This is a genomic window from Escherichia sp. HH26CH (assembly GCF_009820205.1).
GTDB classification, from domain to species: domain Bacteria; phylum Pseudomonadota; class Gammaproteobacteria; order Enterobacterales; family Enterobacteriaceae; genus Escherichia; species Escherichia coli_F.
Genome location: NZ_VNXM01000005.1, coordinates 104,659 through 121,961, shown reverse-complemented (window position 1 = coordinate 121,961; position 17,303 = coordinate 104,659). Strand labels below are relative to the sequence as shown.

Sequence of the window (17,303 nt, the reverse complement as noted above, 5' to 3'; positions counted from 1 at the left end):
GTAAGCGTTTACCCACTAAGGTATTTTCATGGCGACCATAAAGGATGTAGCCCGACTGGCAGGCGTTTCAGTCGCCACCGTTTCCCGCGTCATTAATAATTCACCCAAAGCCAGCGAAGCCTCCCGGCTGGCTGTGCATAGTGCAATGGAGTCTCTTAGTTATCACCCGAACGCCAACGCCCGTGCGCTGGCGCAGCAGACCACTGAAACGATCGGTCTGGTCGTTGGTGATGTTTCCGATCCGTTTTTCGGTGCAATGGTGAAAGCGGTCGAACAGGTGGCTTATCACACTGGTAATTTTTTATTGATTGGCAACGGTTACCACAACGAGCAAAAAGAGCGTCAGGCCATTGAGCAACTGATCCGCCATCGCTGCGCTGCGCTGGTCGTCCATGCCAAAATGATCCCGGATGCCGACTTAGCCTCATTAATGAAACAAATGCCCGGTATGGTGCTGATCAATCGCATCCTGCCTGGCTTTGAAAACCGTTGTATTGCTCTGGACGACCGTTACGGTGCCTGGCTTGCAACGCGTCATCTAATTCAACAAGGTCATACCCGCATTGGTTATTTGTGCTCTAACCACTCTATTTCTGACGCCGAAGATCGTCTGCAGGGTTATTACGATGCCCTCGCTGAAAGTGGTATTCCGGCCAATGATCGGCTGGTGACGTTTGGCGAACCGGACGAAAGCGGCGGCGAACAGGCAATGACCGAGCTTTTGGGACGCGGAAGGAATTTCACTGCGGTAGCCTGTTATAACGATTCAATGGCGGCGGGTGCGATGGGCGTTCTCAATGATAATGGTATTGAAGTACCGGGTGAGATTTCGTTAATTGGCTTTGATGATGTGCTGGTGTCACGCTATGTGCGCCCGCGTCTGACCACCGTGCGTTACCCAATCGTGACGATGGCGACCCAGGCTGCCGAACTGGCTTTAGCACTGGCGGATAATCGCCCGCTACCGGAAATCACTAATGTCTTTAGTCCGACGCTGGTACGTCGCCATTCAGTGTCAACGCCATCGCTGGAGGCAAGTCATCATGCAACCAGCGACTAACCGCAGTTAAAGCAATTCCAGCGCCAGTAATTCTTCAATGGTCTGGCGACGGCGAATCAACCGCGCCTGACCATTATCAAACAGAACTTCTGGTAACAGCGGACGGCTGTTGTAGTTGGATGACATTGATGCGCCATATGCCCCCGTATCATGCAGTACCAGATAATCACCCGCCTTCACTTCCGGCAAGGCGCGGGTTTCAACATTTCCCCCTTCCTGCTGGGTAAAGACATCGCCCGATTCACATAACGGCCCGGCGACGACGGTTTCCACCGTTGGTGCGTGTTCCAGAGAACGACCATCAGATGCCAGGGCACTGATATGGTGGTAACTACCGTACATTGCCGGGCGCATCAGATCGTTGAACCCGGCATCAACCAGCACAAAGTGGCGGCTACCCATTTGTTTGACGCTCCGCACTTGAGTAATTAATACGCCAGCCTGCGCTACCAGAAAGCGACCCGGTTCAATTTCCAGTTTCACAGGATGGCCCAAATGGCGGGCGATTTGCTCACGCGCGGCATTCCACAGACCATAATAATGTTCGGTATCAACCGCCTCTTCACCCTGTTGATAAGGAATAGAAAGCCCACCGCCCGCAGAAATAGCCTGTAAATCCTGACCGAATTCGAGGACCTGACGCACCATAGCACCACATACCTGTTCCAGATGGGCATAATCAACGCCAGAACCAATGTGCATGTGAATGCCGACCAGCTGTAGATGATGACGTTGTATCACGTCCAGTGCGGCGGGCAGATCGGTGTACCAGATACCGTGCTTGCTGTTTTCGCCACCGGTATTGGTTTTTTGGCTATGCCCGTGACCAAACCCCGGATTAACACGCAGCCATACCCGATGCCCTGGCGAAACCTGACCCAGTTGGTCGAGCATATCAACAGAACCCGCATTCACCGGAATTTGCAATTCACTGACGCGTTCAAGCGTCGCCTGATCGATAACATCTGCCGTAAAAACAATATCATCGGGGTGCGTTTGCGGATTGTAACCCGCCACCAGTGCACGCTCTATTTCGCCTAACGAGACGGAATCCACTTTTACGCCCTGCTCACGCATTAAGCGCAAAATATGAATATTGGAACAGGCTTTCTGTGCAAAGCGCACCACATCAAACTGTTTCAGCGCTGCAATCTGCCGACGAATAATTTGCGCATCGTAGACCCACACCGGGCAGCCAAATTCTGCGGGCAAACGCAGCAGATTTTCGGCGGTGAGGTCGGTATCGGTGCTGAACAGTGAATGTGGCATAACAAACTCCAGATAAGTGCTTTTTTATGATTACGCCACATCATAAAAAGAATAAAAAATATCGATTTATGTCGAGTCTATGCAAAAATGATATGGATTACCGGATTGCGAGAGAGCGCTAATGGCCGCCGTTAACTTACGTCATATTGAAATTTTTCATGCGGTAATGACCGCCGGAAGCCTGACTGAGGCGGCACACCTGCTACACACCTCACAGCCAACCGTCAGCCGCGAACTGGCGCGCTTTGAGAAGGTGATCGGGCTGAAATTGTTTGAGCGCGTACGTGGACGATTACATCCTACTGTGCAAGGACTGCGTCTGTTTGAAGAAGTGCAACGATCCTGGTACGGACTGGATCGCATAGTCAGTGCCGCAGAAAGTCTGCGCGAGTTTCGCCAGGGAGAACTGTCTATTGCCTGCCTGCCGGTCTTTTCGCAATCTTTTTTACCGCAGCTCCTGCAACCCTTTCTGGCACGTTATCCCGATGTCAGCTTAAACATCGTGCCCCAGGAATCACCGCTACTTGAAGAGTGGCTCTCGGCCCAGCGTCATGATTTAGGACTCACTGAAACGCTCCATACGCCTGCGGGAACAGAACGTACCGAATTACTCTCTTTAGATGAAGTGTGTGTGTTACCTCCGGGTCATCCGCTGGCGGTAAAAAAGGTATTAACGCCGGATGATTTTCAGGGTGAGAACTACATCAGCCTTTCCCGTACTGACAGCTATCGCCAGTTGCTGGATCAGCTATTTACTGAACATCAGATAAAACGACGCATGATCGTTGAAACCCACAGCGCCGCGTCAGTCTGCGCAATGGTACGGGCGGGGGTAGGTATTTCGGTAGTTAACCCCCTCACCGCACTGGATTATGCGGCAAGCGGTTTAGTAGTGCGGCGGTTCAGTATTGCGGTTCCGTTCACCGTCAGCCTGATCCGCCCCCTGCACCGCCCGTCATCAGCGCTGGTTCAGACGTTTAGTGAGCATTTACAAGCGGGATTACCGAAACTGGTCACTTCTCTTGACGCTATTTTGTCGTCAGCTACGACAGCATAAAAGCGACAGCATCCTCGGCATGGATCGCCGCGGTATCAAACACAGGCAGAACACTGCGCTCGTCTGGCACCAGTAAACCAATTTCCGTACAGCCAAAAATGACACCCTGTGCGCCCTGTTCTGCAAGGCGAGCAATCACTTGCGCATAATAAGTGCGTGACGCTTCGGTAAATTGCCCCAGACACAGTTCTTCAAAAATAATCTGATTAATTTTCGCCCGTTCATCCGCTTCAGGAATGAGACAGTTGATGGAAAATTGTTCCGTCAGCCGCCCGCGATAAAAATCCTGTTCCATGGTGTAACGCGTACCCAGCAGCGCCACACGAGTCATCCCAGCCCGGATAATTGCACGTCCAGTGGCATCCGCTATATGTAAGAAAGGCAGAGAGCAACGAGACTCAATGGCATCCGCCACTTTGTGCATCGTATTGGTACATAACACAATGCCTTCTGCGCCCGCCCGCTGTAAGCCAAGCGCCGCCTCAGCCAGAATATCCCCGGTTTTGTCCCACTCGCCGCGACGCTGGCACTCTTCTATTTCATGAAAATCGACGCTATGTAGCAGCACTTGCGCAGAGTGAAGCCCACCAAGCCGCTGTTTAATACCTTCATTAATCAGACGATAATAAGGAATAGTGGATTCCCAACTCATTCCTCCCAGCAAACCAATTGTTTTCATTCCTCTCTCCTGATGTGTGTTACCGCAACAAGGCTGAATAAGGAACGAGACAAACGCCTCAACGGCCAGGTGCCCAATCTCTATTAACGAAAAAAGGGCCGGATGTACAGCACATCCGGCCCGTGAAATCAGACGCCGATATTTCTCAACTTTTCGCCTGCCATCAGTTTGCGTTCGATATGTTCCAGCGTGACATTTTTGGTTTCCGGAATGAGCCAGAAAGTGATGCCCACAAACGCAATGTTCAGCGCAGTGTAGAGCCAGAACGTACCGGCAGCGCCAATGCTATCAAGCAGTGTCAGGAAGGTCGCGCCGATAATCATATTCGACACCCAGTTTGTCGTCGTTGAGCAGGTGATGCCAAAATCGCGGCATTTCAGCGGCTGAATTTCAGAGCACAAGATCCACACCACTGGCGCGGCGCTCATCGCATAACCGGCAATACACATCATCGTCATGCCAACAGAGAGCCAGGACAAGCCACTGGAAGCCGTACCGTTATCAAACTGCATCAGGCAATAGCCCAGCACCAGAGTGCCTAACGCCATCACGCTGAAACCAATTTTCAGAGCCGGTTTACGCCCTGCTTTATCTACCGTAAAGACCGCAATGAAGGTGGCGAACATAAAGGTCAGCCCTACGACCAGAGTCGCAATCATCTGTTGTTCTGTGGTCGTAAAGCCCGCCATTTTGAAGATACGCGGCGCGTAGTACATGATGATGTTCATACCGGTAAACTGCTGCATCGCCTGCAACAACATACCGAGAAACACAGCACGACGGACGTTACGGTTGATCTTAAACAGTGCCCAACCGCCCTGTTTTAACTTCAGGCTTTCACGAATTTCGTTGAGTTCTTCTCGCGCTTTTTCCGACGTATCGCGCAGCATACGCAACACTTCTTCCGCCTCAATATGACGCCCCTTTTCCGCCAGCCAGCGCGGGCTATTTGGCAGGAAGACCACCAGAATAATCAGCAGGACTGCTGGTAAAGCAAGAACCCCCAACATTGCGCGCCAGTTACCGCTATAACTGAACGCTGTATCGGATAAAAACGCCAGCACGATGCCGAGTGTGACCATCAACTGGTACATACTGATCATCTTACCGCGAACGTTTTCACTTGCCATTTCAGAAAGATACAGAGGAGCGGTGTAAGACGCGATCCCGACAGCAATGCCCAGCACCACACGAGCGGCGATTAACATCTCTACGCTGGTCGCAAAAGCGGACCCTATCGAACCGAGCACAAAAAGGATAGCCCCCGCCATCAGGCTGTATTTACGCCCCAGGCGGAACGACAGCCACCCATTAAACAGCGCACCAATTGCTGCGCCGAGCATCATGCTACTGACCACCCATTCCTGCAAACGGCTGGTCAGCACAAAGTGATCGGTAATGAACGGCAAGGCTCCGGCGATTACGCCGATATCAAGACCAAATAACAATCCTGCGACCGCAGCAGCTACCGAAACAAACATATTCATACGCCGCGTATCCCGCAAAGAACGTGGCGTTAAAGCAGATTCCGTATTGATAGTAACCATTTTTTCCTGCCAGCAGAGAGTAAGACATAGTGAAAAAATACGTGAACAATTCAAACAGGTGTCAGGTCGGAAATAGCATAAATATGGATTAAATTGCTGCGACATGTCGTTATGTGATGGATATTCCAATTTTCAAATTAAGTTGAATTATTGAGATTATTATTAACCAACTAATTTTAAAGCAGATAAAATTCATAAAGTTCACTAATTGATAATTGATATGGATTATTTCATAACCATGATATGGATTATGATGATCTACAGGTATAAAAAACCCTGCCATGCGGCAGGGTCATAAAAGTAAGAAGAATGGATTAACGAGCCAGCCAACCGCCATCCACGGCAATGGTATAACCATTCACATAATCTGAAGCACTGGAGGCAAGAAACACTACCGGCCCCATCAGGTCACTCGGCAGTCCCCAACGGCCAGCTGGAATGCGGTCGAGAATTTCCGCGCTACGTTGTTCATCTGCCCGTAGTTGTTGAGTATTGTTGGTCGCCATGTAACCCGGAGCTATCGCATTAACATTAATGTTGTGTTTAGCCCATTCATTCGCCATCAATCGCGTCACGCCCATCACGCCGCTTTTTGATGCGGTATAAGAAGGCACACGGATCCCGCCCTGGAAGGAGAGCATTGACGCAATATTGATAATCTTGCCGCCATTGCCTTGTGCGATAAAGTGTTTCGCCGCTGCCTGAGACATGAAGAATACGCTCTTGATATTCAGGTTCATGACATCGTCCCAGTCTTTTTCGCTGAACTCGAGAGCATCTTCGCGCCGAATCAATCCGGCGTTATTCACCAGGATATCAATATGACCAAACTCAGCTACCGCGCGATCCAGCAGTCCAGGAATATCATCAATCTTTCGCAGATCGGCGGTCAGGCTTAAAAAACGACGCCCCAGCGCCGTGACCTGCTTGATGGTTTCAGTCGGTTCAACGATGTTAATGCCAACAATGTCACAGCCCGCTTGCGCCAGCCCCAACGCCATCCCCTGACCCAGTCCAGTATCACAACCAGTGACGACCGCAACTTTACCTTCGAGAGAAAATGCACTTAAAATCATAACAATACCTTATTCGTTTATGCCCACAACTAGCGCAAATCTTTAACGGCCACATGGTCCATATCATCAAAGACCTGGTTTTCACCGACCATGCCCCAGATAAAGGTATAAGCTTTGGTTCCGACACCGGAATGGATCGACCAGCTCGGGGAGATCACCGCCTGCTCGTTATGCATCACAATATGACGCGTTTCTTGCGGCTGCCCCATCATGTGGAAAACGCAGGCGTCATCATCCATATTGAAATAGAAATAAACTTCCATCCGGCGCTCGTGGGTGTGACACGGCATGGTGTTCCACAAGTTACCCGGAGCCAGCTCTGTCAGCCCCATACTCAATTGGCAGGTTTCCAGCACATCCGGAACAAAATATTTGTTAATCGTGCGACGGTTGCTGGTGAGGTTATCGCCTAACGTGACTGGAGATACTTCGTCCGGTGTGACTTTTTTGGTGGGATACGTCGTATGCGCAGGTGCGCAATTGTAATAAAACTTCGCCGGAGTAGCGGTATCAATACTGGCAAAGACAACTTCTTTTGCGCCTTTACCAACATACAGGGCTTCGCGGTGACCGATTTCATAGCATTGACCATCGACGGTAATCGTACCGGCACCGCCAATATTGATAACACCTAACTCGCGACGTTCCAGGAAATAGCTTACCCCGAGTTGTTTACCAACTTCCCCGCCAACGGAAACCGTTTTAGTTACCGGCATAATGCCGCCAACAATAATACGGTCAATGTGGCTGTAAACCATGGTGTACTCATCGGCGACAAATACCTTTTCAACCAAAAATTCATTGCGCAACCCCTGGGTATCCAGCGTTTTTGCATGCGCACTGTGGATGCTCTGTCTTACGTCCACATCAACCTCCGATAATCAGTGAAGCGTGAAAATAGAAAACGATAGTGAAACGCTGTTTCGTTTTCTCTATAAGGGGATGATATGCCCACGGGATAGGGTTTTCAATTAAAAATAAAACAATGTTTCATTTTTAAGGCAAGGACTGAAAAAAGTGCAGTGTCGATCACGAATATGTCATGAGAATGGAAAAATCAGGGAGCCCTGAAAATGTATGTCGACTCGCCAGCCACCATTATTCAACAGATTAATGACGGCTGATATTTATCGGTAAGGAGGAAATGCAGAGCTATTCGTCACGTTCAATGGTCAATGCCACGCCCTGGCCCCCGCCGATACAAAGCGTAGCCAGTCCTTTGCGGGCATTACGTTTCACCATTTCATGAACCAGAGAAACCAGGATTCGGCAACCGGACGCGCCTATTGGGTGACCGAGCGCGATCGCGCCACCATTAACATTGACCCGACGCTCATCCCATTCAAGCATCTTGCCAACCGAAAGCGCCTGAGCAGCAAACGCTTCATTAGCCTCAATAAGATCGACATCAGCCAACTGCCAGCCGACACGTTCCAGGCAACGGCGTGTCGCATACACCGGCGCAATTCCCATTAATGCCGGATCTACACCAACGCTGGCAAATGCGCGAATGCGGGCAAGCACGGGTAAATTCAACGCTCGCGCTTTGGCTTCGCTCATCATCATTACCGCAGCTGCGCCATCGTTTATGGATGATGCATTACCCGCTGTCACAGAACCGAGACTATCAAATGAAGGATTTAAACGGGCCAAGCCTTCTGCACTGGCGTCAGTGCGTGGCTGTTCATCGGTATCAACAACCAACGTCTGACCGTTACTTTGGGTCATTACTGGGACGATTTCATCTTTAAATCGTCCGGCGTCAATCGCCGCTCGCGCTTTTTGTTGCGAGCTAAGCGCGTAAGCATCCTGCAACTGACGGCTGATGCCATATTCGCGAGCCAGATTTTCGGCGGTGACACCAATATGATAATCATTGAAGGCATCCCACAAGCCGTCATGCACCAGACTATCAACCAACTGGCTATTGCCAAGCTGTGCACCGGTGCGGCTATCTGTAAGAACGTGTGGTGCGCGGCTCATGTTTTCCTGGCCACCGGCGATGACAATATCCGCCTCGCCACACTGGATCGCCTGAGTAGCCAGATGCAGTGCTTTAAGCCCGGAACCGCAAACGTCATTAATAGTGATTGCAGAAACGCTGTTAGGAAGACCACCTTTAATAGCCGATTGCCTTGCCGGATTCTGCCCTGCCCCTGCAGTCAACACCTGACCAAGAATCACTTCATCCACCGCATATGCAGAAACACCAGTACGTTCTATTAACGCTTTCACGACCAGGCTGCCAAGTTCCACGGCGGAATGACCCGCTAACGCACCACGAAAACAGCCGATAGGTGTCCGTAACGCCCCGACAATCACAACGTCTTTCATCACAACCTCGCACCAATTAACAGTGCAATAGTAAATGATTGTTAATTACAGTTATCTTAATTGTTTAAAAAAAGTGATTTTTATCACAAAGGAAATACGCCTGACCAGCACTCAGAGACATAACTGGCACGTAAGGTTTGCAACCACTAACCCACCAATAGAGAGGTAGAAAGGGCGTTAATCTCCCATACTTAACCTGGTTTATGGTAAATTGCCCTCCATTTTGTTTAATTTGTAGATGATACGTTCAGATAATGTCTAATATTTGGTCAAAAGAAGAAACTCTGTGGAGTTTCGCGCTCTACGGCACAGCCGTTGGTGCAGGCACGCTCTTCCTTCCTATTCAGTTAGGTTCGGCAGGGGCTGTGGTCCTGTTTATTACTGCTCTGGTCGCCTGGCCTTTAACATATTGGCCACATAAAGCCTTATGCCAATTCATCCTCTCATCAAAAACATCAGCAGGTGAAGGGATAACGGGCGCGGTAACACACTACTATGGCAAGAAGATTGGTAATCTGATTACCACGCTGTACTTCATCGCCTTTTTTGTCGTCGTGTTGATATATGCCGTGGCAATTACCAACTCACTTACGGAACAGCTGGCAAAGCATATGGTTATTGATCTTCGCATCCGTATGTTGGTGAGTCTGGGTGTTGTATTAATTCTGAATCTCATTTTTCTGATGGGACGCCATGCCACTATTCGGGTAATGGGATTTTTGGTATTCCCATTGATTGCCTATTTCTTATTTCTATCTATTTACCTGGTCGGTAGTTGGCAACCTGATCTATTAACTACCCAGGTAGAGTTCAATCAGAATACCCTTCACCAGATATGGATATCGATTCCCGTGATGGTTTTCGCCTTTAGCCATACGCCCATTATTTCTACGTTTGCCATAGACAGACGTGAAAAATATGGCGAACACGCTATGGATAAATGCAAAAGAATTATGAAAGTCGCTTATCTCATCATCTGCATAAGTGTACTGTTCTTTGTCTTTAGCTGCCTGCTTTCTATTCCACCTTCGTATATTGAAGCGGCTAAAGAAGAAGGGGTTACCATTTTATCGGCGCTTTCTATGCTGCCGAACGCCCCAGCATGGTTGTCAATTTCCGGGATTATTGTCGCAGTAGTTGCGATGTCGAAATCATTCCTGGGTACGTACTTTGGCGTTATTGAAGGTGCCACGGAGGTCGTCAAAACAACACTACAGCAGGTTGGTGTAAAGAAAAGTCGTGCATTTAACCGCGCACTATCAATTATGTTGGTATCGCTCATTACCTTCTTTGTTTGTTGCATTAACCCGAACGCGATTTCGATGATTTACGCGATCAGCGGCCCGCTCATTGCCATGATACTTTTCATCATGCCTACGCTGTCAACATATCTCATCCCGGCGCTTAAACCCTGGCGTTCCATCGGAAATCTGATTACGCTGATCGTGGGTATCCTGTGCGTATCGGTAATGTTCTTTAGCTAATATCTGTTGTGAATGGTTCAAAATTGCTACAATTTTGAACCATTCCAGTTTTCATAATGTTCATTTGTTATTATTCCGCTCTATCACTTCTCTCGTCATATCCTAGTATTATCAGTTAGTTAAACACACAAAGAGATCTGAACATCTTAAATAAGACTATTTAAGATGCATAACTTAGATTCGCAAGATATCTTCTGGTCATTCAAAAACAATTTGCGATATAGATATTCTTATACCATGAGATAGTTATCTGAACCGTTCTCAACCATGCAAGATTAAATCAGTGAAACATAATCATATTTGATAACGAGAAATGCATTTTTAAATGCCTTACTCAGAATTATAGCAAATACAGATTAATCGCAATTTTTCCCAGCAAAATTACAAAATCATGGTGTATTGACATCATCAATAACCAATGAAATTATGCAATTATATACGGATAGGGAGGTTCTTAACATGGGGCTTGGTAGTCGTTATAAAAGTCTTACATGCAATAGTTGCTCAATGCATTGCCAAATAATGCCAGAAGAGTCACCGCGTTTGCAGTATTGCGCAAACTCGTGTTTTTGTATGTGGCCCGAAGAAAGTTCATATTTTAATCGTGGTGTGGTGGAAGGTATCTTAACAAAAAACCACAATGCGAGATTAAGCGGATATATTTTTGTCGATTTTTCAGTAAGTTTTTTACGTCTATTCCTTGAAAAAGACTGGATTGACTATCTTGCAAGTACTGACATGGGGATTGTATTAGTCAGCGACCGCAATATGCAATCGTTAGCTAACTACTGGCGAAAACACAACTCTGCAATATCTGCTGTCATATATAATGATGATGGTCTTGATGTTGCCAATGAAAAGATCAGACAACTATTTATTGGTCGTTATTTATCATTTACCAGAGGGAACACATTAACTCAGATGGAATTCACCATAATGGGGTATATGGTTTCTGGTTATAATCCATATCAGATTGCTGAAGTTCTGGATATGGATATCCGTAGCATCTACGCGTACAAGCAACGAATCGAAAAGAGAATGGGTGGTAAAATAAACGAGTTATTTATTCGTTCACATTCGGTCCAACATTGATACTCAACAATCTGCCAGAATCATACTCTGCTTATACGGGCATCTATTGAAATGCCCGTATTTTATAAATAAGCAGTAACCCCAAGAGTAAACAACATGGTATTTAAAACCATCACACGAAAAATTCAGAAGCATTACGAAATATGAATTTACAAACAATAGTGGCGTAAATGTTAATCATGTTAATTTACGTAAAGTTTTACGTTGCGACATTAAAGCCTCATTTCAATCATTATGATAAATATAAAATTAATATATATTTATGCCGTAAATACCAATATACTTAGCAAACTATGTGATTTCCATTTCGATTGATTTAGTGTCTATTGACGTATGTACTGGATTATTAACGATAATATCGAGTTCTGGCCTGAGCACCGAAAATTAATATCGGTACATAACGCCGATCTTAACGTCGTTCTGACAACGCCAGCCAGTCGTTGTTTATCACTTCTACTTGAAGCTTTTCCTGATGTGGTTGCACAACAAGATTTTTTCACCAGAGTCTGGGAAGAAGAAGGTATGCGTGTGCCAACTAACACGTTATATCAGAACATATCCATTATCAGACGCGGATTTCGCGCTGTTGGTGATACCACCCACTCGCTTATTGCAACCGTGCCGAGAAGAGGATTCAAGATTCATAATGACATTAACATACAAAATCATGCAATAAACTCTTCAACAGACGCACATACACACAATACCCCACCTGCCGTAAAAGGTAATGCGGGGTACAAAGAGAGCATTGGTAGCGCAAACAATTTCAATAACAAAATCCTCAAACATATAAAAAGTTATCTAATTATGTTGAGCATATTTGCTATAGGCGTATATTCTGCACATTGGCTATGGAATAATAATCAACCGAAGCCATTCTTCAAGGATTACAAGACTGTTGCGGAAATTAATGGCTGCCATTTTAATGTGACAGAAGATACAATTGATGGGTTGAAAGAGTTCGATAAATATAAGACACGGATACTGGATTCGGGGATTAACTGTAAAAAATATCCGTGGTTATACTTCCCTCTTGCAAAATCCTCACCAAGGATGATTGTTATGGCATGCAATAAAAACTATAACCAACATGAAGTGGCAGGCTGTTTAACCCTGTCTTACCGTGAGGTTAATCGTGATTGATTATAAAAAAAGCTTATTATTTATTTTAGTTTTTATCAGTGGGTTTATTCTCTTCATTGTTTACTCTTATACTGCAGAAAAAATGATATATAATGAAACATGCACTGCAAATTGGGTAATTTTTAATGACAAGGGGCGAGCAAATCTTACCATCGACTTTATGTATAACCAAAAAAATAAAACAGGAACTGTTGCGTTGAGCGGAACCTGGCAACAAGGTAACAGAGAAAGTAAATCAATACGGCGAAATATTGAATACACATGGATTGAAAACTATGACACTGCCCATTTAACATCAAAGAAAGTTAATAAATTTGAGATCATGGATCAAGTCGATGATGATAGACTTGCAGAACTTATTCCTGATTTTTATGTCTTTCCAGAAAAAAGTGTAAGCTATAATATAATAAAGCAAGGTAAGCATGCTTTTATTTTGAGTATTGGTAACAGAGCTATCATGCATTGTGCAAGGTAAACTTAAATAGATAACAAAAAGATGGAACCTCGTTAATCATAAAACAATAAAATTAAATATGCTTGTAGTATATGCCAGTATAAAGCATCAAAGTTTTGATCAACATCTTTCATTTTAGACATCACCTTGCAATGTAAAATATCATGTATCAACAACATCTGGTGCAAATCCATGAGTCGAACTCAACATTCATCTTAGCTCTATTATTATTCCTTCGTACAGTCGATGTAAACAATACAGAAAGAGGATTATTAAGAACCAGTTTACTTAGTGAATCAATAGAGGAAAGGACTAACGTTTCTTTAAAAGAATTGATTTCATCATCTGTTAAACTAAACTCATCATTGACAGATCGTGAGATATAACTGTTTTTAACTTTACTCTTTACGTTGACTTTACTGACAGAATTAACATTCACATATCTTGAATTTAGTGCCCATGATGTTGTTTGCGTGAGAACCTTCTCAGCATTAAGGAATTTTTTTAACGGAATCCTTGGTTTCTTTTTCGAGTCCGAATTTACAATATCATGCATATAGACCATTTCATGAATCTGCGAAAACTCAATGTCCATTATATACCTCACACTTTTACCGTGACTCGATGTTACTTTTCAATAATCACCTTCCATCAATACTAAATTTAATACCCCTAATGTGCCGATAACAAATATAGTCATTCTACGTAACGTCTCCATAAGGTGATAACCTTGATCAAATGAATTTCAAAAATAATAAAAGGAAATCTTTTGAGATGTTTGTCACGAATAAAGCTATTTATGTTACCAATATCATTTCGAGTGCGCACACTATCTATCTGTTTTTTCAGGATATAAAAAACAACATGTAAGTTATGTAAATTGCCGATGCTACTAAGTAACATTATGGTAAAAAAAGTAAAAATGAGCGATTTTTGATAGAATAAAGCATTAGAAAAGGTGATATTTGACATTATCAGAAGCTGCGAATTCGGATTTTGCTCTAATCAAATGAGAGAAATGTAAAATGAAGCCACGAAATATTAATAATAGCCTACCACTGCAACCATTAGTTCCTGATCAGGAGAACAAAAATAAGAAAAATGAAGAGAAATTCGTGAATCCAGTTAAAATTACGATGAGGTCTGGTTTAAATTATATTGAACAAGAATCTCTTGGAGGAAAATATCTATCACATGATTTGTCAATAAAGATAGCGGATATTTCTGAAGAAATAATTCAGCAAGCAATATTATCTGCTATGAGCATATATAAATTTCCGATAACAGATGATTTAATGAGTATGGCTACAAATGAACTCATAAAACTGGCCAAAATAGAGAATAATTTAGACCTGAATAAATTCTCTACTATATGCACCGACGTACTATCCCCCCTCGTCATCAGACATAATAAAGAAAAAAAACCAGACGACTTACTACCCTTCGCAAAAATCCCCTTTTTAATTTTCATCGAAAAAATGGAAATTGATAATATGAATCAAGGTCATGCATATTAAGGCATTTATGAAATATCGTAAATAAGATAACTAATAAGGTGAATATTAGCAAAACAACTAATGACATTATTGGTTTATAGTGGTCAGTATTTTTACTAATAATGAACCAATATACCCATAAGCAATGCAAGCTTAAAACTCATAATTCAAAAAAGATAAATACATAAAAATTAATGAGTCAATAAATAATAATTTAGCATCACGAAACACATCACAGAGGAATATTATGAGCACAGATACACTTGAAATATTCAATAACAGTGATGAATGGGCAAGTCAACTAAAACACGCATTATCACAAGGAGAAAATCTGGCATTACTACATGGATTGACTCCTGATATCCTTGATAGAATATATGCATATGCATTCGACTACCATGAAAAAGGTAATATAACGGACGCAGAAATTTATTATAAATTTCTGTGCATTTATGCGTTCGAAAATCATGAATATCTAAAAGGTTTTGCATCAGTGTGCCAGTCAAAAAAGAAATATCAACAAGCATATGACCTTTACAAACTAAGTTACAATTACTCCCCGTATGATGACTATTCAGTTATTTATCGTATGGGTCAATGTCAAATTGGGGCTAAAAATATCGATAACGCAATGCAATGTTTCTATCATATTATTAACAATTGTGAGGATGAAAGTGTTAAGAGCAAAGCGCAGGCATATATTGAACTCTTAACTGATAATTCAGAAGATAATGGCTAAGCATTACAATCTTTTGGTTAAAATTGCTGGTTATAGTGCAGTTAACCACTATGACCAGCTTCTCTTATGTTTTCTTAAATCAACATCTTAAAACAGTTAAGAACACACTATAAATTATTATTTTTCAACGCGTTAGAGAACAATCTATTTTATCAAAATTGAATAAGGCTATTTCAGATTACATCACTGAATTCCTAAGATAAATTAGTGAACACAACCATAGATATGTCGAATGTAAACTCCTATAGCATTAATGACACATAAATATGAATAGCCACTATTTCTATTGCTTATGCAGGATGCAAGAAACCAATTTTTTCATAGAGGTTAACTAATGGACTTAGAAAATAAATTCTCATATCATTTTCTTGAGGGATTAACGCTCACGGAAGATGGAATTCTTACTCAAGGAAATGAGCAAATTTATATTCCACCGAAAGAGTTAGGAGTATTGATCGTATTACTTGAATCCGCTGGTCATGTTGTCCTGAAAGATATGATCATCGAATCAGTATGGAAAAATATTATTGTAAGTGACGAGTCCCTGACAAGATGTATCTATTCTTTGCGCTGCATTTTTGAAAAAATTGGCTATGATCGTTGCATAGAAACAATCTACCGGAAAGGTTATCGTTTCAGTGGACAGGTTTTCAAAACTAGAATAAATGAAGATAACACTTCAGACTATTCCATAGCTATATTTCCTTTCACCACTTCATTGAATACCCTGGATCCATTAATACTTAATCAGGAATTAGTGCAAAACATTTCAAATAAAAAAATCGAGGGCCTTTATACCTATCCGATGGCTGCGACAAATTTTTGTAATGATCACATATCGCAAAATTCATTTTTGAGAAGATTCAAGCCAGATTATTTCGTTACAGGAAGAATAAACCAGAATAACGCGGTGAAAACTTTATACATTGAACTGATCGACGCTAAAAATCTTTTCCTCATCGCCAGTAATCATCTTCCTGTTGATGAACTACATAACACATCACAATTTATTATAGATAATATCCTTCAAACGGTACATAATCCAGAGCGTTCTGTAAGATTAGCTAAACCGGATCAAGGTTACAAGAATCATTATTTATCAGATGAACTGTTGGCTGGTAAGAAAGAACTTTACGAGTTTACTCCTGAAAGCATTTACAGGGCTATGACTATATTTGATGGATTACAAAATAAACGTGATATACAGACGCTAAAAACAGAATGTTATTGTCTGCTAGCGGAATGCCATATGTCTTTGGCACTTCATGGAAAATATGAACTTGAACTTGCTGCTCAAAAAGCATTAGAGCTTTTACATTATGTATCAGAAATAACCAATGTCGATGGAAAAATTTTAGCTATTATGGGACTGATAACTGGCCTGTCTGGACAAGCAAAAGTATCTCATATCTTATTTGAACAGGCTAAGATACACACAACTGATATAGCCTCTCTCTACTACTATAGAGCACTTGTCAACTTTCATAATGAAAGAATTGAAGAGGCAAGGATTTGTATAGACAAATCACTACAACTCGAACCCAGAAGACGAAAAGCAGTTGTGATAAAAGAGTGTGTAGATATGTATGTGCCTAACCCGCTCAAAAGCAAAATGAAACTCTACTATAAAGAAACTTCGAGTGAAAGCCATCGAGTTATAATTGACAACATTTTGAAACTAAAGCAACTGACGAGAATTTGTATGCGATAAATCTTTATTGTCGCAATTTTATTGTTTAGATGTATGCAACTAGTTATTTAAACAACAGAGATGAAAATATCTAAGATATTTGCCTTATTGCAATATATATCAAATACTCTAGATTAAAAAGTATTGTATATAGGCTATTGGCCTGGACAAATAAAAAGGGAA

17 protein-coding genes are annotated in these 17,303 nt (G+C 43.2%); 9 read left to right on the top strand and 8 right to left on the bottom strand.

The features are described 5' to 3' along the window. Nucleotides 1-28 precede the first annotated feature (28 nt). Nucleotides 29-1,060, top strand: a complete 1,032-nt coding sequence (galR, locus tag FQ015_RS01030; RefSeq protein WP_000201042.1) for an HTH-type transcriptional regulator GalR — start codon at nt 29-31, stop codon at nt 1,058-1,060. A gap of 6 nt (nt 1,061-1,066) precedes the next feature. Here galR and lysA read toward each other — a convergent pair whose 3' ends face one another. Further along, complete coding sequence (gene lysA / locus FQ015_RS01025; protein ID WP_001120734.1) at nt 1,067-2,329, bottom strand: diaminopimelate decarboxylase; 1,263 nt, start codon at nt 2,327-2,329, stop codon at nt 1,067-1,069. Between the two features lie 121 nt (nt 2,330-2,450). On the opposite strand from lysA, the gene lysR reads away from it, so the two are divergent. Beyond that, the gene (lysR, locus tag FQ015_RS01020) at nt 2,451-3,386 is read left to right on the top strand and encodes a DNA-binding transcriptional regulator LysR (RefSeq protein ID WP_160523597.1); all 936 of its coding nucleotides are present in this window, start codon (nt 2,451-2,453) and stop codon (nt 3,384-3,386) included. Here the strand turns inward: lysR and ygeA are convergent. The 5 genes from ygeA to FQ015_RS00995 form a co-directional block, all read right to left on the bottom strand. Continuing rightward, nucleotides 3,373-4,065, bottom strand: coding sequence for an amino acid racemase (gene ygeA / locus FQ015_RS01015; protein WP_000848650.1), 693 nt, complete (start codon nt 4,063-4,065; stop codon nt 3,373-3,375). The two genes, lysR and ygeA, sit on opposite strands and share 14 nt — an antisense overlap. A gap of 128 nt (nt 4,066-4,193) precedes the next feature. Next, nucleotides 4,194-5,612: an arabinose-proton symporter AraE gene (gene araE / locus FQ015_RS01010; protein ID WP_000256438.1), complete on the bottom strand. Its 1,419-nt coding sequence runs from the start codon at nt 5,610-5,612 to the stop codon at nt 4,194-4,196. A gap of 314 nt (nt 5,613-5,926) precedes the next feature. Next, on the bottom strand, nt 5,927-6,688 hold the full coding sequence (kduD, locus tag FQ015_RS01005; protein ID WP_032185041.1) for a 2-dehydro-3-deoxy-D-gluconate 5-dehydrogenase KduD: 762 nt from the start codon (nt 6,686-6,688) through the stop codon (nt 5,927-5,929). Between the two features lie 29 nt (nt 6,689-6,717). Further along, complete coding sequence (gene kduI, locus FQ015_RS01000; protein WP_000383251.1) at nt 6,718-7,554, bottom strand: 5-dehydro-4-deoxy-D-glucuronate isomerase; 837 nt, start codon at nt 7,552-7,554, stop codon at nt 6,718-6,720. A gap of 286 nt (nt 7,555-7,840) precedes the next feature. Further along, nucleotides 7,841-9,022 (bottom strand): acetyl-CoA C-acetyltransferase, encoded by a 1,182-nt coding sequence (locus tag FQ015_RS00995; RefSeq protein ID WP_000656041.1) that lies wholly within the window; start codon nt 9,020-9,022, stop codon nt 7,841-7,843. A 254-nt stretch (nt 9,023-9,276) separates the two neighbouring features. Here FQ015_RS00995 and FQ015_RS00990 point away from each other — a divergent pair, with 254 nt between their 5' ends. The 4 genes from FQ015_RS00990 to yqeJ all read left to right on the top strand — a co-directional run bounded on the left by FQ015_RS00990 (nt 9,277) and on the right by yqeJ (nt 13,216). Continuing rightward, nucleotides 9,277-10,506, top strand: coding sequence for an amino acid permease (locus FQ015_RS00990; protein ID WP_160523596.1), 1,230 nt, complete (start codon nt 9,277-9,279; stop codon nt 10,504-10,506). 459 nt (nt 10,507-10,965) lie between these two features. Next, nucleotides 10,966-11,598, top strand: coding sequence for a helix-turn-helix transcriptional regulator (locus FQ015_RS00985; protein ID WP_160523595.1), 633 nt, complete (start codon nt 10,966-10,968; stop codon nt 11,596-11,598). Between the two features lie 333 nt (nt 11,599-11,931). Beyond that, nucleotides 11,932-12,741, top strand: coding sequence for a winged helix-turn-helix domain-containing protein (locus tag FQ015_RS00980; RefSeq protein ID WP_088542177.1), 810 nt, complete (start codon nt 11,932-11,934; stop codon nt 12,739-12,741). Further along, nucleotides 12,734-13,216 (top strand): protein YqeJ, encoded by a 483-nt coding sequence (gene yqeJ, locus FQ015_RS00975; protein ID WP_160523594.1) that lies wholly within the window; start codon nt 12,734-12,736, stop codon nt 13,214-13,216. The genes FQ015_RS00980 and yqeJ overlap by 8 nt, the downstream gene beginning before the upstream one ends. Before the next feature lie 32 nt (nt 13,217-13,248). Here the strand turns inward: yqeJ and FQ015_RS00970 are convergent, their stop codons facing one another. Both FQ015_RS00970 and yqeK read right to left on the bottom strand, forming a co-directional pair. After that, nucleotides 13,249-13,329, bottom strand: coding sequence for a hypothetical protein (locus tag FQ015_RS00970; protein ID WP_072132081.1), 81 nt, complete (start codon nt 13,327-13,329; stop codon nt 13,249-13,251). Nucleotides 13,330-13,364: 35 nt separating this feature from the next. After that, nucleotides 13,365-13,790: a protein YqeK gene (gene yqeK / locus FQ015_RS00965; protein ID WP_000350603.1), complete on the bottom strand. Its 426-nt coding sequence runs from the start codon at nt 13,788-13,790 to the stop codon at nt 13,365-13,367. Nucleotides 13,791-14,220: 430 nt separating this feature from the next. Here yqeK and FQ015_RS00960 point away from each other — a divergent pair, with 430 nt between their 5' ends. From FQ015_RS00960 to ygeH, 3 genes are all read left to right on the top strand, one after another. Next, entirely contained in the window at nt 14,221-14,712 is a 492-nt protein-coding gene (locus FQ015_RS00960) for a hypothetical protein (protein WP_160523593.1), read from the top strand. 226 nt (nt 14,713-14,938) lie between these two features. Next, nucleotides 14,939-15,430 (top strand): tetratricopeptide repeat protein, encoded by a 492-nt coding sequence (locus FQ015_RS00955; RefSeq protein WP_000102383.1) that lies wholly within the window; start codon nt 14,939-14,941, stop codon nt 15,428-15,430. A 334-nt stretch (nt 15,431-15,764) separates the two neighbouring features. Continuing rightward, nucleotides 15,765-17,141 carry a HilA family transcriptional regulator YgeH gene (gene ygeH, locus FQ015_RS00950; RefSeq protein ID WP_160523592.1) on the top strand — a complete coding sequence of 459 codons (1,377 nt, stop codon included), beginning with the start codon at nt 15,765-15,767 and terminating at the stop codon, nt 17,139-17,141. Nucleotides 17,142-17,303: the final 162 nt, after the last annotated feature.